The sequence below is a fragment of the Streptomyces sp. NPDC035033 genome, from assembly GCF_040636735.1.
GTDB lineage: Bacteria > Actinomycetota > Actinomycetes > Streptomycetales > Streptomycetaceae > Streptomyces.
Genome location: NZ_JBEZUZ010000054.1, coordinates 33,070 through 51,433, shown reverse-complemented (window position 1 = coordinate 51,433; position 18,364 = coordinate 33,070). Strand labels below are relative to the sequence as shown.

At 74.8% G+C, this 18,364-nt stretch carries 16 protein-coding genes; 7 read left to right on the top strand and 9 right to left on the bottom strand.

Features of this window, described 5'->3' with window-relative positions:
* On the bottom strand, nt 1-2,571 hold a 2,571-nt coding region (locus AB0E83_RS21915; RefSeq protein ID WP_362114239.1), incomplete at its 3' end, for an AAA family ATPase.
* A 165-nt stretch (nt 2,572-2,736) separates the two neighbouring features.
* On the opposite strand from AB0E83_RS21915, the gene AB0E83_RS21910 reads away from it, so the two are divergent.
* Nucleotides 2,737-3,276: an N-acetyltransferase family protein gene (locus AB0E83_RS21910; protein WP_362114236.1), complete on the top strand. Its 540-nt coding sequence runs from the start codon at nt 2,737-2,739 to the stop codon at nt 3,274-3,276.
* Between the two features lie 109 nt (nt 3,277-3,385).
* A complete protein-coding gene (locus tag AB0E83_RS21905; protein ID WP_362114233.1) occupies nt 3,386-3,667 on the top strand; it encodes a pyrimidine/purine nucleoside phosphorylase in 282 nt (93 codons plus the stop codon).
* A gap of 89 nt (nt 3,668-3,756) precedes the next feature.
* Here AB0E83_RS21905 and AB0E83_RS21900 read toward each other — a convergent pair whose 3' ends face one another.
* From AB0E83_RS21900 to AB0E83_RS21885, 4 genes are all read right to left on the bottom strand, one after another.
* Nucleotides 3,757-4,614, bottom strand: a complete 858-nt coding sequence (locus AB0E83_RS21900; RefSeq protein WP_362114254.1) for an AraC family transcriptional regulator — start codon at nt 4,612-4,614, stop codon at nt 3,757-3,759.
* Nucleotides 4,615-4,659: 45 nt separating this feature from the next.
* Nucleotides 4,660-5,466 (bottom strand): alpha/beta hydrolase, encoded by an 807-nt coding sequence (locus AB0E83_RS21895; protein ID WP_362114230.1) that lies wholly within the window; start codon nt 5,464-5,466, stop codon nt 4,660-4,662.
* 117 nt (nt 5,467-5,583) lie between these two features.
* Nucleotides 5,584-6,762 (bottom strand): acyl-CoA dehydrogenase family protein, encoded by a 1,179-nt coding sequence (locus AB0E83_RS21890; RefSeq protein WP_362114227.1) that lies wholly within the window; start codon nt 6,760-6,762, stop codon nt 5,584-5,586.
* Between the two features lie 130 nt (nt 6,763-6,892).
* Nucleotides 6,893-7,093 (bottom strand): hypothetical protein, encoded by a 201-nt coding sequence (locus AB0E83_RS21885; RefSeq protein WP_362114224.1) that lies wholly within the window; start codon nt 7,091-7,093, stop codon nt 6,893-6,895.
* A 134-nt stretch (nt 7,094-7,227) separates the two neighbouring features.
* Between AB0E83_RS21885 and AB0E83_RS21880 the strand changes: the two genes are divergently transcribed.
* Both AB0E83_RS21880 and AB0E83_RS21875 read left to right on the top strand, forming a co-directional pair.
* A complete protein-coding gene (locus AB0E83_RS21880; protein WP_362114221.1) occupies nt 7,228-9,315 on the top strand; it encodes a SpoIIE family protein phosphatase in 2,088 nt (695 codons plus the stop codon).
* A 154-nt stretch (nt 9,316-9,469) separates the two neighbouring features.
* A complete protein-coding gene (locus AB0E83_RS21875; protein WP_362114218.1) occupies nt 9,470-10,066 on the top strand; it encodes a hypothetical protein in 597 nt (198 codons plus the stop codon).
* 18 nt (nt 10,067-10,084) lie between these two features.
* Here AB0E83_RS21875 and AB0E83_RS21870 read toward each other — a convergent pair whose 3' ends face one another.
* Both AB0E83_RS21870 and AB0E83_RS21865 read right to left on the bottom strand, forming a co-directional pair.
* Nucleotides 10,085-11,482, bottom strand: a complete 1,398-nt coding sequence (locus AB0E83_RS21870; protein WP_362114215.1) for an NADP-dependent succinic semialdehyde dehydrogenase — start codon at nt 11,480-11,482, stop codon at nt 10,085-10,087.
* Nucleotides 11,483-11,582: 100 nt separating this feature from the next.
* Entirely contained in the window at nt 11,583-12,245 is a 663-nt protein-coding gene (locus tag AB0E83_RS21865) for a ThuA domain-containing protein (RefSeq protein ID WP_362114212.1), read from the bottom strand.
* 279 nt (nt 12,246-12,524) lie between these two features.
* Between AB0E83_RS21865 and AB0E83_RS21860 the strand changes: the two genes are divergently transcribed.
* Nucleotides 12,525-13,271 carry a DUF3626 domain-containing protein gene (locus AB0E83_RS21860; protein WP_362114251.1) on the top strand — a complete coding sequence of 249 codons (747 nt, stop codon included), beginning with the start codon at nt 12,525-12,527 and terminating at the stop codon, nt 13,269-13,271.
* 13 nt (nt 13,272-13,284) lie between these two features.
* Here AB0E83_RS21860 and AB0E83_RS21855 read toward each other — a convergent pair whose 3' ends face one another.
* Complete coding sequence (locus AB0E83_RS21855) at nt 13,285-13,998, bottom strand: peptidase E (RefSeq protein WP_362114209.1); 714 nt, start codon at nt 13,996-13,998, stop codon at nt 13,285-13,287.
* Nucleotides 13,999-14,190: 192 nt separating this feature from the next.
* Between AB0E83_RS21855 and AB0E83_RS21850 the strand changes: the two genes are divergently transcribed.
* Nucleotides 14,191-14,997 carry a class II aldolase/adducin family protein gene (locus tag AB0E83_RS21850; protein WP_362114207.1) on the top strand — a complete coding sequence of 269 codons (807 nt, stop codon included), beginning with the start codon at nt 14,191-14,193 and terminating at the stop codon, nt 14,995-14,997.
* Here AB0E83_RS21850 and AB0E83_RS21845 read toward each other — a convergent pair.
* Nucleotides 14,961-15,611: a TetR/AcrR family transcriptional regulator gene (locus AB0E83_RS21845; protein WP_362114204.1), complete on the bottom strand. Its 651-nt coding sequence runs from the start codon at nt 15,609-15,611 to the stop codon at nt 14,961-14,963. The two genes, AB0E83_RS21850 and AB0E83_RS21845, sit on opposite strands and share 37 nt — an antisense overlap.
* A 126-nt stretch (nt 15,612-15,737) precedes the next feature.
* Here AB0E83_RS21845 and AB0E83_RS21840 point away from each other — a divergent pair, with 126 nt between their 5' ends.
* On the top strand, nt 15,738-18,260 hold the full coding sequence (locus AB0E83_RS21840; RefSeq protein WP_362114201.1) for an FHA domain-containing protein: 2,523 nt from the start codon (nt 15,738-15,740) through the stop codon (nt 18,258-18,260).
* The last annotated feature ends 104 nt before the right edge of the window (nt 18,261-18,364 follow it).

The window sequence follows — 18,364 nt, the reverse complement described above, 5'->3', positions numbered from 1 at the left end:
GCCGAATTTCTCGCAGAAGGGCGAGACGACCGAACTCACCCGGGTCGCCACCGCCAGGGCCGCCTCCGGCTCCGGGCCGCCGGATCCGCCCTTGCGGATGGTGCAGTGGAGGGAGTCGCCGACGACGTCGGCGACGATGGTGTCGCCGGGGTCCGCCTCGCCGCCGAGGAGGAGGGAGGCGACCCGGTTGTCGAGTTCGGTCTGGATGGTGCGGCGCAGCGGGCGGGCGCCGAACTCGGGCTGGTAGCCGTGGGCGACGAGGAGCTTCGTCGCTGCCTCGGTGACCTCCAGGGTCATGCCCTGGGCGTGGACGCGGTGCTTGCTGCGGTCGAGGAGGTGCTCGACGATCTCGGTCAGGTCCTTCTCGGTGAGGCTGTGGAAGACGATGATGTCGTCGATGCGGTTGAGGAACTCGGGCAGGAACCGGCCCCGCAGGTCCTCCATCAGCTCGTCCTTCAGCTCGGCCGCGTCGCCCTGGTGGGCGAGGATGCGGTGGGCGCCGATGTTGGACGTCATGATGACGACGCAGTGGCGGAAGTCGACCGTCCGGCCCTGGCCGTCGGTCAGGCGCCCGTCGTCGAGGATCTGGAGCAGCGTGTTGAAGACGTCGGGGTGGGCCTTCTCGACCTCGTCGAAGAGGACGACGCTGTACGGCTGGCGGCGGACCTTCTCGGTGAGCTGGCCGGCCTCCTCGTAGCCGACGTACCCGGGAGGGGCGCCGACGAGCCGGGCGACGGTGTGCTTCTCCTGGAACTCGCTCATGTCGAACCGGATCATCCGGTCCTCGTCGCCGAAGAGGAGCTCGGCGAGGGTCTTGGCGAGTTCCGTCTTGCCGACGCCGGTGGGGCCGAGGAAGAGGAACGAGCCGACCGGCCGGTTCTCGTCGCCCATGCCCGCGCGGTTGCGGCGGACGGCCTCGGAGACGGCGGTGACGGCCTCGTCCTGGCCGACGATCCGGGCGTGCATCTCCTCCTCCAGCCTGAGCAGGCGTTCCTTCTCGCTGGTGGTGAGCTGGGCGACGGGGATGCCGGTGCGGCGGGAGACGATGTCGGCGATGTCGGAGGCGGTGACGGAGACGACGCCCTCGCGGCGCTCCTCGATGCCGGCGAGTTCGCCCTCGACCTCGGCGATCCGCTCCTTGAGCTCCTTCGCCTTCTCGAAGTCCTCGGCGGCGACGGCCTGGTCCTTCTCCCGGCGCAGCTTGGCGAGCTTGTCCTCGCGGCTGACCACCTCGGTGGAGCGGCCGGCGCTGCGCAGCCGGACCCGGGCGCCGGCCTGGTCCATCAGGTCGATGGCCTTGTCGGGCAGGAAGCGGTCGCTGACGTACCGGTCGGAGAGCTCGGCGGCCGCGGCGAGGGCGCCGTCGGCGAACCGGACCCGGTGGTGGGCCTCGTAGGCGTCGCGGAGCCCTTCGAGGATCTGGACGGTCTCCTCGACGGTCGGCTCGGGGACGAGGACGGGCTGGAAGCGGCGTTCGAGCGCGGCGTCCTTCTCGACGTACCGGCGGTACTCGTCGATGGTGGTGGCGCCGACGACGTGCAGCTCGCCGCGGGCGAGGGCGGGCTTGAGCATGTTGCCGGCGTCCATGGAGCCCTCGCCGGTGGCGCCGGCGCCGACGACGGTGTGCAGCTCGTCGATGAAGAGGACGATGTCGCCCTCGGACTTCTGGACGTCCTCGATGACCTTCTTCAGGCGTTCCTCGAACTGGCCTCGGTACTGGGCGCCGGCGACCATGCCGGACAGGTCGAGGGAGACGACCCGCTTGCCCTTGAGGGTGTCGGGGACCTCGCCGGCCACGATCCGCTGGGCGAGGCCCTCGACGATGGCGGTCTTGCCGACGCCGGGCTCGCCGATGAGGACGGGGTTGTTCTTGGAGCGGCGGGAGAGGATCTCGATGGTCTGCTCGATCTCCTCGGCCCGTCCGACGACCGGGTCGAGCTTGCCGGCCTTCGCCTCCTCGGTGAGGTCGCGGCCGAACTCGTCGAGGGTGGTGGCGGGCTGCTGCGGCGCGGCGGGCGCCGCGGCGTCGCCGCCCCGGACGGCCTGGTCGGCCACGCCGCGCAGCTTGGAGACGTCGAGGTCCTCGGTGCGCAGGAAGCGGCCGGCGCCGGAGTCGGCGTCGCTGATCAGGGCGCCCAGGATGTGCTCGGGGCCGATGTACGAGACGCCGGCGGCCTGCGAGGTGGCGTGCGCGAGCGCGAGGGTCCGCTTGGCGGCGGGGGTGAGGCCCGGCTCGGCGGAGGGCTCTGCGGCCTCGTGGGGCAGCACCTCGGCGATCCGGTCGGCGAGGGCGTCGGGGTCGACGCCGGCGCGGGCGAGGAGCCGGCGGGTGGGTTCGGTCCGGGCGGCGGCCCACAGCAGGTGCTCGGTGTCGAGGTCGGAGGTGCCGTCCTCGACCGCCTTGCGGGCGGCCGCGCCCAGGAGTTCGTGGGACGACTCGGTGAGGAGGCGTCCGATGGGGACCCGCTGGACGGCCGGTGGCGAGGAGGCCGGCGACATCCCGAAGAAGCGGTTCAGCAGATCCCCGAAGGGATCGGACGGGCCGAAGGGGGAACCAAACGCCATCGACATGTCAGCACTCCTGGAGGGCGTGGGGGGTCACCCACACTCAAACCCGGCCGCCCCGCCTCCGCAAACGGAACGGGGGCGGCGGGCACGGAGGGCGAGGCCGGAACTCCCCTGACCGGGGTCTCCCGGCCGGGGCCCTCCCCGCCCGGCACCTCTAGGATCGGTGCGGTGATCACACCCGACGCCCCCGCCGCGCTGATCCGTCCCGCGACCGGAACCGACCTGGCCGCGGTCGCCGCGATCTACGCCCACTACGTGGACCACACGGTGGTCACCTTCGACGAGACGGCGCCGCCGCTCTCCTTCTGGGAGTCCCGGCTGGCCGACCTCGCGGCGCGCGGTCTGCCGTTCCTGGTGGCGGAGGAGGCGGGCCGGGTCACCGGGTACGCGTACGCCTCGCCGTGGCGTCCGAAGCCGGCCTACCGCCACTCCGTCGAGAACTCGGTCTACCTCGCCCCGGAGCACACCGGCCGGGGCCTGGGCGGCGCCCTGATGGAGGCCCTGATCGACGCGTGCTCGCGGGCGGGCGTCCACCAGATGATCGCCGTGGTCGCGGATCACGGCACGCCCGCGTCCGTCGCCCTCCACCTGCGGCTCGGCTTCGCCGAGGCCGGCCGGCTGAGGGCCGTGGGCCACAAGCACGGGCGGCGGCTGGACACGATCCTGCTCCAGCGGGCCCTGCCGGCGGGCGAGGAGTCCACCCACTGAGAGGGGCGTCCGCCGTCCGGCCGGCGCGGCTAGGGTTGCCCCCGCCCGCCGCCGGTACCCGAGCGGTCGGTCACCCCACCCCGTTCACCGGATTCCCGCGAGGATGCCCATGTTCACGGTCAACGAGTACTTCGGCGGCACCGTCACGTCGATCGCGTTCACCCGGGAGGAGGGCCGGGCGACGATCGGCGTCATGGCTCCGGGCGAGTACGAGTTCGGCACCGCCGCCCCCGAGACCATGCACGTGGTCAGCGGCGCCCTCACGGTCCGGCTGCCCGGCTCCGACGACTGGCGCGCCTACGCCGCCGGGGAGCGCTTCGAGGTCCCCGGCGAGAGCACCTTCCACCTGAAGGTCGCGGTGGAGACGGCGTACCTCTGCGCGTACCACTGAGCGAGGGCTCGCGCGGGAGGGCGGTGCGGGAGCCCCGGCGGGAAGGCGGGCGCGGGACTCCGTGAGCGGGGAGTCACGGCGCTCCGCGCTCACGCGGGGGCGGCGCCGGCGACCGGCGCGGAGCCCGGCCAGGCGGTGGCGTCCACGGCGAGCCAGGGAGCGGCGGCCACGGCCGTCGGCGTCAGGCCGGTGAACGTCCTCACCTCGCGGTGGAGGTGGGACTGGTCGGCGTAGCCGCTCTCGGCCGCGACACCGGCGGCGGCGCGCCCCGCTGCGAGGAGGTGGGCGGCGTGGTCGAACCGCACCAGCCGGGCCGCCCGCTTGGGGGTGACGCCCAGCTGGGACCGGAACCGGGCCCACAGCAGCTGGCGGCTCCAGCCGACCTCGTCCGCGAGGTCCTCCACCCGGACCCGCCCCCGGCTGCCGAGCGTCCGCCGCCAGACGTGGGCGACCTCCGGATCGACGGGCGGGCGGGCGCGCGCACTCCGGCGCCGCGCGAGGAAGTCCGCCGCGATGGCGAACCGTTCGTCCCACGAGGCCGCCGCGCGCAGCCGGTCCTCGACCCGCCCGGCGTCGCGGCCCCAGACGTCCTCCAGGGACACGACCGCCCCGGTGAGTTCGGGCGCCGCGCCGAGCACCGCGGCCGCCGCGACCGGCTCCAGCCGGATCTGGAGGCACTCGGCCTCCCGGCCGGCCGCCCGGAGGTCGCCGGGGAGCAGTCCGACGACGACGCTGCCGCGCGTGTGCCGGCCGTGCGCGTGGTGGACGATGCCCCTTCCCGCGTCGCTCAGGTCGATGAGCAGGGTCACGGCCGGGTGCGCGACCATGGCGATGCCCGCGGGTTCGGGGGCGAGCTGCCGGAACCCGGCCATGCCGACCCCCGGCAGCCGCCGGGCCGACGGGTGCGGGACCGCGATGGCCACCGGGGGCCGGGCGGGTCGTGTCATGGTCGACGGCACGTCACGATCCTAGACCCGCGGCACCGGCGTGCGTCAGCCCGCCGCCGTGAAGCCCAGCAGCAGGTCGCCGGTCGGTCCGGGTGCTTCGAGCGTGGGCACGTGCCCGACGCCGGGCAGCATCTCGACGCGCGCCCCGGGCACCGCCTCGTACCGGCGCACCGACGACGGGTCCCAGCGGGGGTCGGCGGTGCCGAAGAGCACCAGTGCGGGGAGTCCGAGCGCGGCGAGGCGCTCGGGCACTCCGCGCTCGGCGACGTACGCCGTGTTCCGGCGCAGCACCGCCCTGAAGGTGCGGTAGGTGATCCCCCGCACCCCGGCCACCAGGTCGTCCGGGATGTCGACGGGGCGAGCGGCCGTGGCCCTGATCCCCTTGCGGATCACCGCGTCGGAACGGCACGACCAGATCAGCGGCCCCAGCGGCGGGGCCAGCAGCAGGCGGAGGAGGAACGGCTCCGGCAGGAGCGCGTCGGGACTCGGCCCGGTGCTGATCAGCGCGAGCGAGCTCACCAGGTCGGGGCGCTGTTCGGCGAGCGCGGTGGCGACGTAGCCGCCGCTGGAGTGCCCGACCGCGGCGACGGGCCCGAGGCCGAGGCCGTCGAGCACCGCCGCCACCCGGCCGGCCTGCACCGGCACGTCGTAGGGGGGCGAGGGCGGGGACTGGCCGCAACCGGGGAGGTCGACCGTCACCACGTGGTGGTGCTCGGCGAGTGCCGGGACCACCGGGCTCCAGAAGCCGCCGGAGGCTCCTGATCCGTGGATGAGCAGGAGCGGCGGCGCCTTCCGCGGGCCGTCGCGGACCACGTGCATGCCGTGCGCGTGCTCGACGAGGTAATCACTCATGGAGGGATGGTGCGGGGGCCGCCGGCGATCGGTCTTGGACGAATGTCGTCGGGGACGGCCGCGGCTGTCGGGGCGCGTCCGGCCGGGGCTCCCCGCACCGCCTGCGGGCGCGCCTCCTCAGCGGCGGACGCGGGGCATGCCGAGGCCGATCCAGGAGATGATCTCGCGCTGGATCTCGTTGTTGCCGCCGCCGAAGGTGAAGATGACGGCGGAGCGGTAGCCGCGTTCGAGTTCGCCGTGGAGGACGGCGCCGGGGGAACCGTCCTTGAGGGCGCCGGCGGCGCCGACGACCTCCATGAGGGCGGCGTAGGCGTCGCGGCGGGCCTCGGAGCCGTAGACCTTGACGGCGGAGGCGTCCTGGGGGGTGAGGGTGCCGTGGTGGACGGCGTTCACCATCTGCCAGTTGAGGAGCTTCATCGCGTCGAGGCGGGCGTGGGTGCGGGCCAGGGCGCGGCGGACCCAGGAGAGGTCGAGGACGCGGCGGCCGTCGGTGAGGAGGGTGTCGGCGGCCCAGCGGCGGACGTCGTGGAGGGCGCGGACGGCCATGGTGCCGTGGGCGGCGAGGGTGACGCGTTCGTGGTTGAGCTGGTTGGTGATGAGCCGCCAGCCCTGGTTCTCCTCGCCGACCCGGTGCGTGACGGGGACCCGGACGTCGTCGTAGTAGCTGGCCGTGGTGTCGTGCGAGGCGAGGGTGTTGATCACCGTGCAGGAGTAGCCGGGGTCGGTGGTCGGCACCAGGAGCATGGTGATGCCCTTGTGGGGGGCGGCGTCCGGGTCGGTGCGGACGGCGAGCCAGACCCAGTCGGCGGTGTCGCCGTTGGTCGTCCAGATCTTCTGCCCGTTGACGACGTACGTGTCTCCCTCGCGGACCGCGCGGGTCCGCAGGGCGGCGAGGTCGGTGCCGGCGCCGGGCTCGCTGTAGCCGATGGCGAAGTCGATCTCGCCGGAGAGGACGCGGGGCAGGAAGTACGCCTTCTGCTCCTCCGTGCCGAACCGCATGAGCGTGGGGCCGACCGTGTTCAGCGCCATCAGCGGCAGCGGGACGCCCGCCTGGGCGGCCTCGTCGAAGAAGATGAACTGCTCCATCGGGGTGAGGCCGCGGCCGCCGTACTCGACGGGCCAGCCGACGCCGAGCCAGCCGTCCGCGCCGAGGCGGCGGATCGTCTCGCGGTAGAAGCGCTTCTGGGCGGCCGGGTCGCCGTATCGGCGGTGCACGTCCTCGGGGACGAGCTCGGCGAAGTACGCCCGCAGTTCGGCGCGCAGGCGGTTCTGTTCCGGCGTGTACTGCAGGTGCATCCCGGCCTCCCGTGACGGCGTCGGCGTGCTCGGCGCGACGGCGGTCACGGTAGAACGTGTTCCACAAAGGGGGAAGGCCCGGGACGGGGCGGGTATCGGCCCGCGCCCCGGGTCCGCGTTCCTCCGCCGGCTAGGGAAGGAGTTCGTCCAGGGCGGCGCGGCCCTTCTCCGCCATCCGGCGCTCGGCCCACGCCAGGGTCTTCGGGGTCACGTCCTTGCCGGCGGCGAGCACCACGTCCTCCGCCGTGAACTCGCCCTCGGAACCGGAGTGCAGCAGCCGGTCGGGCGTCGGTACGTCCCCCCGGGACTTCTCGTCGGGCTCAGCGTTCATGCCGCCTCCTCCATGCTTCTGCGGGTACGTCCCGGCACTCGCCATTCTGGTGCCCGCTCCCCCGCCCCGCATCCGGGCGCCGCGCCGTGTCGCAGCCATGGCGTCGGCGGGGTGCGGGTTCGACAATGGGGGGGATGACCGATGACGATCCGCACGGCCGCGGCGGCGGGATCGGGCCCGCCGAGTGGCTCGCCATGAACCGGACCGGCAGCTTCGACTGGGACCTCGACACGGGCACCATCGATGTCGACGCGTCCGGGCTGCTGGTCTTCGGTGTGTCCCCGGACGGCTTCGACGGGCGGCCGGCGAGTCTGGTGGCACGGCTCGACCCGGTGGAACGGACGCGCCTGGACCGGGTGGTGCGGGCGGCGGTGACCGGCGGCGACACCTCGTACAGCACGCACTTCCCCATCCCGCAGGACGACGGCACACCCCATTGGACGCACGTGCTGGCGCGGATCCTGCGGGACGGGGAGGGGCGGGCGCACCGGATCGTGGGGGCGGTGCGGGACACCACGGCCGAGGTGTCGCACGCGGCGTTCGTGGCACAGCTGGAGAAGCGCCGCGAGATGCAGACGAGCATCGTCGAGCGGACCACGCACGCGCTGTCGCGGGCGGTGACGGTGGACGACGTGACGGCGGCGCTGACCGGCCCGGGCGGGCTCGCGCGGCTGGGGGCGGACGGGCTCGCGCTCGGCCTCGTCGAGAACGGCTCGCTGAACGTGATCGCGCTCAGCGGCGACTCCCTGGACGTGCTCGAAGGGCTGCGGACGCGGCGCCTCGACCGGGGGCTGCCGCTGGCGGAGGCCGTGGTGAGCGGCCGGCCGCGGTTCGTCTCCTCGTTCGCCTCGCTGGGGCGGGACTTCCCCGAGCTGGCGCCGTACCTGGAGCGGCTGCCGTTCCGGGCGGCCTGCTACCTGCCGCTGGTGGCGCAGGCGCGGTCGCTGGGCGGGATGGCGCTGTTCTACCGGGGGCGGACGGCCTTCACGGCCGACGAGCGGAACCTGGCCCTCGGCCTCGCGGCGATCGTGGCCCAGTCGCTCCAGCGGGCGATCCTCTTCGACGAGGAGCGGGAGCTGGCCACCGGACTCCAGGAGACGATGCTGCCGCGCCGGATCCCGGAGATCACCGGCGGGGAGATCGCGGTCCGGTACCACGCGGCGTGGAGCGGGCGGCAGGTCGGCGGGGACTGGTACGACGTGATCGCGCTGCCCCGCGGCCGGGTCGGGGTCGTCGTCGGCGACGTGCAGGGCCACGACACCCACGCGGCGGCGATCATGGGGCAGCTGCGGATCGCGCTGCGGGCGTACGCGGGCGAGGGCCATGCTCCGTCGACGGTCCTCGCGCGGGCCTCGCGGTTCCTCGCCGAACTGGACACCAAACGCTTCGCCACCTGCACCTACGCCCAGGTGGACCTGGCGAGTGGCACGGTCCGGGCGGTGCGGGCCGGGCACCTGGGGCCGCTGATCCGGCACACGGACGGGCGGGTGGGGCAGCCGAAGCTGCGCGGCGGGATGCCGCTGGGGCTCGCGACCGTCTTCGGCGACGAGGAGTTCCCGGAGACCCGGCTCGACCTGGTGCCGGGCGAGACGCTGGTGCTGTGCACGGACGGGCTGGTCGAGCAGCCGGGCACCGACATCGAGGCGGGGCTCGCGGCCCTCTCCGAGGCGGTGAGCAGCGGCCCCCCGCAGGCCGAGGCGCTGGCCGACCACCTGTCGGAGCGGCTGTGGGAGCGGTGGGGCTCCGGTGACGACGTGGCGCTCCTCGTGCTGCGGCGGAGCCCGGACCCGGGGACGCACCGGGCGCCGCGCATCCACCAGTACATCCACCAGGCCGACCCGCAGGGGCTCTCCGACGCGCGGGCGGCCGTGGGGCAGGCGCTGCGGGACTGGGGGATGCCGGAACTCGCCGACGACACCGAGCTGTTGACGGGCGAGCTGCTGGTGAACGTGCTGCTGCACACCGAGGGCGGCGCGGTCCTCACCCTGGAGGTGCTGCCGGAACCGGTGCGGCGGGTACGGCTCTCGGTGCAGGACCGGTCGAGCGCCTGGCCCCGGCGGCGCACCCCGGGCGAGGCGGCGACCTCGGGCCGGGGGCTGCTCCTGATGGACGCGCTGGCCTCGCGCTGGGGCGTGGAGCCGCGGGGCGAGGGCAAGGCCGTGTGGTGCGAGATCGGCCCGGCGGCGGCGGTGGCCGCGGGCGGGCCGGCCCCGGGCGGCTGAGGAGCCCGGAGGACCCCGGCCCGCGACCGGCCGGTGGGAGGTCCGGCCCGCGAACGGCCGGGGGAAGGCCCGGTCGGGGAAGGGCCGGTCGGGGAAGGGCCGGTCGGGGAGGGTCCGGCCGCGACCGGCCGGGGTCCGGCTCGTTGGGCCGACCATGAAGAAGCGCGCTCTGCTCCTGTCCTCGCTCGGCGGGGCCCTGCTGGCCGTCGGCGGGACGACCGGACTGGCCTTCTACGAGGCCGCGCACCACGACCCCGTCTTCTGCTTCTGCCTGCACGGCCGGGAGGACGCGGCGCACGTCGCGGCCGACGCCCGGGTCCTGGTGGCGGGCACGGTGCGGAAGGTGTGGACGTACCGGCGGCCGGGCGGCGGGGGCGAGCGGGAGGAGCGGGTGGTGCGGGCCCGGCTGACGGTCGACGCCCGTTTCAAACGGGACCCGGACGGGGACGGTTTCGCGCCGGGCTCCACGATCGACGTGGAGCAGGTCGCGGGGTGGTACGACGACGCGTTCTGGGCGCCGTTGGCCGAGGGCCGCCGCTACACCCTGGCGGTGTCGCCCCGGGCCCGCACCGGCGAGTCCTCGTACGACGCCGACGCGGTCGAGGAGACCCCGGACCGGGCGGCGGGCGACGCCCGGTGGCGGCGGGCCGTCGCCGCGTCGGAGGAACTGCCGGACCCGTGCGCGGAACTGGAGCGGACGCACCGCGAGGAGTACGGGGCGGACGACGTGCTCCGCGACTGGCTGGGGTGACGGCGCGGGCCGGGCCGGTCAGGCGCGCTGCCAGACCGTGGTGGCGTTGCAGAACTCCTTGATGCCGTGGCCGGACAGCTCCCGGCCGTACCCCGAGCGCTTGACGCCGCCGAAGGGGAGCGCCGGGTGGGAGGCGGTCATGCCGTTGACGAAGACGCCGCCGGCCTGGAGGTCGCGGACGAAAAGGTCGACGTCCTCGTCGCGGCGGGTCCACACGTTGGAACTGAGGCCGAACGGCGAGTCGTTGGCGACGGCCACCGCCTCCTCGGCGTCCCGCACCGGATAGACGGTGGCGACCGGCCCGAAGGCCTCCTCCCGGTGGATCCGCATGGCGGGGGTGATGCCGGTGAGGACGGTCGGCCGGTAGTACCAGCCGCCGGCGAGCGCCGGTCCGTCGGGCCGGGCGCCGCCGCACAGGACGTGGGCGCCCTTCCGTACGGCGTCGTCGACGAGCTCCTCCAGGTCGGCGCGGCCCTTCTCGGTGGCGAGGGGGCCGACGTCGGTGGACTCGTCGAGCGGGTCGCCGACGGTGAGGGCGTTCATGGCGGCGGTGAAGCGTTCGGTGAAGTCCTCGTAGACGTCCTCGTGGACGATGAACCGCTTGGCGGCGATGCAGGACTGGCCGTTGTTCTGCACGCGCGCGGTGACGGCGGTCTTCACGGCCCGCACGACATCGGCGGAGGGCATCACGATGTACGGGTCGCTGCCGCCGAGCTCCAGGACGGTCTTCTTGACGACGTCGCCGGCGACGGAGGCGACGGCCCGGCCGGCGGGTTCGCTGCCGGTGAGGGTCGCGGCGGCCACCCGGGGGTCGCGGAGGACCGCCTCGACCTCGGCGGAGCCGATGAGGAGGGTCTGGAAGCAGCCGTCGGGGTAGCCGGCGCGGCGGAAGAGGTCACCGAGGTAGAGCGCGGTCCTGGGCACGTTGGAGGCGTGCTTGAGCAGCCCGGTGTTGCCGGCCATGAGCGCGGGCGCGGCGAAGCGGATCACCTGCCACAGCGGGAAGTTCCATGGCATGACGGCGAGGACCGGGCCGAGCGGCCGGTAGTGGACGCGGGCCCGGTCGGCGCCGGAGTCCCGGACGTCGCTCTCGGCCGGGTGCTCGTCGGCGAGGAGCTCCTCGGCGTGCTTGGCGTACCAGCGCATGGCCTTGGCGCACTTGCCCGCCTCGGCGCGGGCGGCGGTGAGCGGCTTGCCCATCTCCAGGGTCATGGTCCGGGCGATGTCCTCGGTGTCCTCGTCGAGGAGGCCCGCGGCGGCGCGCAGCAGCCGGGCCCGCTCGGCGAAGGACGTGGTGCGCCAGTGGCGGAACGCCTCGTGGGCGGCGGCGATCCGCCGCTCCACCTCGTCCGGCCCGTGCGCCTCGTAGGTGCGCAGCGTCTCGCCGGTGGCGGGGTTCACGGTGGCGATGGCCATGGCCTTCTCCTCCTGCGTCGGCCCCCACCGGAAACCTCCCGCTTCCCGGGCCCCGGCGCAAGGGGGGCGGGTGCGGTGGGGTGACGCACGCGCGCGTGGATCAGCCGAGGAGCCAGTCCAGGGCGCCGCCGAGGTGGGCGCGGAAGACCGGGTCGCGGTACGCCTCCGGGGCGTGGCCGAGGGCGGTGAAGAGGAAGCGGCCCCGGTCGACGGCCCGGCACCAGGCGAGCGGGTGGTCGTCGCCGAGGGTGCCGCCCTCGTACGCGGTCTCGTCGGCGCGCAGCAGGACGTGGACGCCGTCGGCGGCGCGGGGGTGCGAGGCGTACTCGTACCACTCGTCCGTCCACTCCCAGCGGGGCGGCAGCGGGGCGGAGGCGGGGTGGCCGGCGTCCTCGACGAGGACGGCGCCGGGCTGGAGCGGGGGGTGGCCGGCGAAGCGGGTGCCGAGGAGGTCGCCGTAGAAGGGCCAGTCGGGTTCGGCGTTGGCGGCGGCGTGGACGGCGAGCAGGGCGCCGCCGCCCCGGAGGTACGCCTCCAGGGCGGTGCGGCCCCGGGGGGTGAGGACGGTGCCGGTGGTGGAGAGCAGGACGACGAGGGCGCGGCCGGCGAGGCCGTCGGCGGTGAAGGCGGCGGGGTCCTCGGTGGCCCCGGCGGTCAGGCCGCGCGCGGCGGCGAGTTCGGCGAGGGCGGCGGCGCCGTCGGGGATGGAGTCGTGCCGGTACCCGGCGGTGCGGGTGTAGACGAGGACGTCGGGGGTGGGCACGGGGGCTCCTGGGGGTCGGGGGGCGGGGAGGAGGGGGTGGGCGTCGGGGGCGGAGGCGGGTGTGGGTGCGGAGACGGATGGGGAAAGCGCTTTCTCCGGGCTCTCGCCGCGACCGTAACCAGCGAAAACCCCGCGCCGCAAGCCCGTCGCTTCGGGCACACTCCCCGCATGACGACGACCTCCGCATCCCGCCCCGCCCCCGTCTCCGCCCCTTCCCCGCTCCACGACACGGCCCGGCGGGCGCTGGCGCACGTGGAGGCCCGTTCGTCGGGCGCGCCGATGGACCCGGAGCTGCGCGTCACGCTCAACTTCCACCCCCATTTCCTGGACCGGCTGGCCGAGGAGGGCGTCTACCGTTCGCAGTTCGTGACGGGCACCGGAAACGGCGGGCTCACGGCGCGGCCCGGCGGGGACCGGTGGCGCTGGGAGAGCCGGATCTTCGGCGGCGCGTACGACGAGGCGCCGGCCCACGAGCGCCCGGTCTACGGAGCCCTGGACTTCCGGCGCCGCCCCTACGGCGCCGCGCCGCGCTTCGGCTCCGCCCACCTGCGCCTGACGCCGGAGGCCACCGCCCGGGCGAGCTTCTGCTATCCCGACAGCTTCCTGGAGCCGACCGACTTCGGGGTGGCGTCCCGGATGGCGCTGGTGGCGCTGGCGGAGGCGGACGGGGCCGATCCGCTGGACGACTACGTCGAGGCGCAGGTGCACGGTCCGGTCGAGCTCGCGCGGGACGTGGAGGCCCTGGTCCTGGACCCGAGCCACCGGGGCACCGAGGTCGAGGAGGCGGCCCGGCGGCTGCCGTGCCCCGTGGAGTGGCACGGCGGCTTCCGCCTGTCGGTCGCCGAGCTCCGCCGCCACCCGGGGTTCCGGGGTCCCGAGTACGTCGAGCTGGGCGCCCGCATCGCGGTCGACGGGCACCTGGACGCCCGGATCGTCCAGGACGCCTCCCGGTCGGGGGCGTACGACCCCCAGGACGTGAAGAAGGTCTGGCACCTCCTGGCCCGCTTCGGCGCCCCCGGGGCGTGAGGCGGGGGCCTGGTCAGCCGAGGAGACGGCCGGGCAGGGCCCGTTCCACGGCCCCGCCGCGGCCGTCCGGCTCCACCCGGTACAGCCGGGCCTCCACCCGGCGGGTCACCACCTCCGCGGGCCGCCCGCCGGCGAAGAGGACGCCGACGCCGTCCTCGACGGCCCAGCCCGCGGGCAGCGCGCCGCGGGCCACGGCGGCCCGGTACGAGGGGCGGCGGCCGGGTTCGCCGTCGTAGTGCGGGCAGACCGAGCCCGGCAGCACCCCGAGGCCGTCGGGGAGGTGGGTGAGCGGGCCGAAGGAGTCCGTGTGCGAGCCCTCCGCCCAGCAGTTGGCGCCCGCGCTGATCCCGCACAGCAGCGTGCCGCGCTCCAGCGCCTCGCGCAGGATCCGGTCCACCCCGTGCGCCCGCCAGACGGCGAGCAGGTTGGCGGTGTTGCCGCCGCCCACGTAGACGACGTCCTGGGCGAGCAGGAAGGCGCGCAGGGCCCGGTCGTCGGCCTCCCGCCGGAACAGGGACAGGACGCCGGGCTCACAGGCCCGGGGCCGGAAGGCGGCGAGGAACCGTTCGACGTAGCCGGGGGCGTCGCCGCTCGCGGTGGGGACGAAGCAGACCCGGGGGCGTGCCGCGCGCGCGTGGCCGAGCACCCAGTCGTCCAGGAGCCCGTCGTCGTCGGTGGAGAAGCCGCCGCCGAGGAGGGCCACACGGGATCCGGGTACGACGGGCACGGGCGCTCTCCCTCTCGGCTCGGTCCGCGCACGCGCGCGTGGCGCCCACCCTGCCGGGCCCGGAGCGCCCCGCGCCACCGGATATCCGGCCCCGCGTGCGCGGGAGGTCATGCGTCCGATGCGTTGATGTATCGGATACGCGACTGTATCTTTTCGGCTCGCCGTGCCCTTCCGCATCCCTCAGGAGCCGTCATGAGCACCGTGCCGCCCGCCCTCGCCGCCGCCGTCGGGCCCCTGCCCGACGGGGTGGAGCTCCCCCTCCCGCCGGCCTTCGAGAGCGTCGAGGAGGAACGCCGGTACCGCAAGGAGCAGCTCGCCGCGGGCTTCCGGATCTTCGGCCGGTTCGGGTTCTCGGAGGGGGTCGCCGGGCACATCACCGTCCGCGATCCCGGGAACCCCGACGCCTTCTGGGTCAACCCCTTCGGCATGAGCTTCAGTCAGATCAAGGCCTCCGACCTGATCCTCGTCGACCACGACGGGCGGGTCCTGGAGGGCCGCCGGCCGGTGAACCGGGCCGCCTTCGTCATCCACGCGAAGGTGCACGCGGCCCGCCCCGACGCGATCGCGGCGGCGCACTCGCACTCGCTGCACGGCAAGGCGTTCTCCAGCCTGGGCGTCCCGCTCGACCCGATCACCCAGGACGCCTGCGCCTTCTTCGAGGACCACGGGATCTACGACGACTACCGGGGCGTCGTGAACGAGGCCGAGGAGGGCGAGCGGGTCGCCAAGGCGCTCGGCGCGTACAAGGCGGTCATCCTGAAGAACCACGGACTGCTCACGGTGGGGCACTCCGTCGCCGAGGCGGTGTGGTGGTTCGTCACCATGGAGCGGTCCTGCCAGGCCCAGTTGCTCGCCATGGCGGCCGGCGCCCCGCAACTCATCGACCGCGAGACGGCGCTGCTCACCCGGGGGCAGATCGGCGGCCACCTGGCCGGCTGGTTCCAGGCCCGGCCGCTGTGGGATCAGATCGTGGCGTCCGACCCGGACCTCTTCGACTGATCCGGGTCCCGGGGGCGGGTCGACGCCTCCAGGAGCGGGACCAGGAACTCCCGCTCCAGGTCGCCCGGCGGCAGCGCCTCCGGCTCCACGTAGCTCTGCGCGAGACCGCCCTCGCGCAGGGCGATGAGGAGCCGGGCGAACCGGTCGGCGTCCACGGTCAGTTCGCGGCCCGCCCGGCGCAGCACGAGGGTCAGGCCGCGGGCGATCTCGGCCCGCAGCCGCTCGTCGTGCCGGGCCAGCACCCAGGCCGCCTGCGGGTCGCGGATGGCGTGCAGGGTGAACTCGGTGGTGACCAGGTACCAGTCGCGCTCGTCCGGCTCGACGGCGGCGGCCAGTTCGGCGAGCCGGGAGAGGGTGTACTCCTCGGCCGCCAGCGCGTCGATCGAGGCGGCGAGCCGGCGCACCGTCCGCTCGCTGTGCTCGTCGAAGAGGGCGAGGAAGAGCTCTTCCTTGCCGGTGAAGTTCGAGTAGTACGCGCCCCGCGTGTATCCGGCGCGCTCGCAGATCTGCTCGATGGTGGTGGCGTGGAAGCCGTGCTCGGCGAAGACCTCCAGGGCGGCCTTCAGGAGCGCCGCCCGGGTGCGCGGCCGCCGTCTCGTGACGCCCTTCGGCACGTCCGCGTCCTCCCGTCGTCCCTGCGCCGCTCCCCGCGGCGCCCGGCGCCCACCCTACCCGCGTCCGGCGCCCGCGCCCCGGCCCGGCGCCGGGCGGGACCGGGCCCCGGCGGATAGGATTCACGCATGGGAGAGCGGCCGGTCGTGCCCGCCGCACCCGGCCTGGTCCTCCTCGTCGACGGGGTCGCGACGCGAATGGATCCGGGCCGCGTCTACCGCGTCGGGCGCGACCCCACCAGCGACATCGTGCTCGCCGACGCCCGGGCGTCCTGGCACCACGCGGTGCTCCGCGCCGCCGGCGGCCAGTGGACGCTCGCCGACGAGGACAGCACCAACGGCACCTACGCGGACGGCGTGCGGGTACGGCTCCCCCGGGTCGTCGGGCCGGGCACGGTCGTCCGCTTCGGGCACCCCCAGGACGGCCCCCGCGCGGTCCTCACCGCGCCTCCGGAGCCCCCGGCCGTCGGCGCCCCGCCCCCCGTCCGGCCCGCGGCCGAACCCCACCGCGCGCCCCCTCCGGGCTCCTCCCCGCCGCCTCCGCCCGCGGAGCCCGTACCCCGGGAAGAGGTACGGGAGGCGGCGGCGCCCGCGGACGCGCCCCGGTCCTCGGACGCGCCCCGGCCCGCCGGGGTGTCCCGGCCGGGGGCCACCGGGACCTTCCGGCGGCCGACGGCGGTGCGGCCGCTGCCGGAGCACACCGTGCGGATCGGGCGGGCCCCGGACAACGACGTGGTCGTCGCCGACCTCGTCGTCTCCCGGCACCACGCGGAACTCCTCGCCCGGCCGGACGGCACGTACTGGATCCACGACCTCGGCAGTCACAACGGCACCTTCCTCAACGGGCGTCCCGTGGTCGAGCCGGTCCGGGTCACGGCGGACGACATCGTCGGCATCGGGCGCAGCGCCTTCTGCCTGGCGGGCGGGCGGCTCGTCGAGTTCACCGACACCGGGGAGATCTCCCTCGACGTGCAGGAGCTCGCCGTCACCGTCGACCACGGCCGCAAGACCCTCCTCGACGGGGTCTCCTTCCCGGTGGGCGAGAAGACGCTCCTCGCGGTCGTCGGCCCGTCCGGCGCCGGGAAGTCGACCCTGCTCGGCGCCCTCACCGGGCAGCGGCCCGCCGACCGCGGCACCGTCCTCTACGACGGCCGCGACCTCTACCGGGACTACGCCGAGCTGCGCCAGCGCATCGGGCTCGTCCCGCAGGACGACATCCTGCACCTCCAGCTGACCGTCCGGCGCGCCCTGTCGTACGCCGCCGAGCTGCGCTTCCCCGGGGACACCGCGCCCGCCGAGCGGCACGCGCGCGTGGAGGAGGTGATCGGCGAACTGGGCCTCGCCGAGCGGGCGGACCAGCCGATCCACAGCCTCTCCGGCGGGCAGCGCAAGCGGGTCAGCGTCGCCCTGGAGCTCCTCACGAAACCGTCCCTGCTCTTCCTCGACGAGCCGACCTCCGGCCTCGACCCGGGCATGGACCGCTCCGTGATGCACATGCTGCGCGGGCTCGCCGACGACGGGCGCACGGTCGTCGTCGTCACCCACAGCGTGCTCAGCCTGGACGTCTGCGACCGGCTCCTCGTGCTCGCCCCCGGCGGCCGGGTGGCCTACTACGGGCCGCCGGACGACACCCTGTCCTTCTTCGGCTTCGCGCAGTGGCCGGAGGCGTTCGAGGCCTTCGAGACCCAGCGGGACCGGGACTGGGCGGGGCAGTACCGGGGCTCCCGCTTCCACCGGCGGTACATCGAGGACGCGACGGTCCGGCCGTACGCGCCCGTGCCGGGCGGTTCCGCCTCCGGGGCCCCGGAGGCCGCCGTGCCCGCGCCGCCCCCGAAGCCGCAGAGCTGGGGCGGGCAGCTGCGGACCCTGGTCCGCCGCTACACGGCCGCGCTCGCCGCCGACCGCACCTTCCTCGCCATCATGATCGCCCTGCCGTTCGTGATGGGCGCGATGGCCCGCGCCCTGTCCGAGGGCAGCCTCAACCCCGAGTCCACGCTGAACGTGCTGCTGATCCTCTGTGTCGGCGGCGTCCTCACCGGCGCGGCCAACGCGGTCCGCGAGCTGGTGAAGGAGCGGACGATCTACCGCCGGGAGAGAGCCGTCGGCCTGTCCCGCTCCGCCTACCTCGCCTCCAAGGTCGTCGTCCTCGGCACGGTGACCGTCGTGCAGGCCGTGGTGCTGACCCTGGTGGCCCTGGTCGGCGTGCCGCTGAACGTGCCCGACGGCAAGGGCGTCCTGATGCCCCCGCTGGTCGAGATCACGCTCGCGGTCGCCCTGCTCGCCTTCACCGCGATGATGCTCGGCCTGCTCGTGTCGGCGCTGGTCCGCAAGGAGGAGGTGACGATGCCGCTGCTCGTCCTCCTCGCCATCGTCCAGGTGGTGTTCTGCGGGGCGCTGCTGAACGTGCGCGGCACCCCGGTCCTGGAGCAGCTGGCCTGGCTGGTGCCGTCGCGGTGGGCGTTCGCCGCGATGGGCGCGACGATCGACATCGGGGCGGTGGCCCCGAGCGAGAAGACCGCCGACCCGCTGATGGACCACACGGCGGCGGCCTGGCTCTTCGACATGGGCATGCTGGCCGTGCTCTGTCTGGTGCTCGGGTTCGCCGTGGCCCGGCTGCTGCGCCGTCACGAACCGGTCGTCATGCGCCGCTGAACCGCGATCAGGAGGTGGGGCCGTGAACGTCCCCGACCCCGTGTCGGAGTTCGGATCCCCTGTCCGAGGTATTGGATCCAATATCCCGGATGCTGGATCCGGGA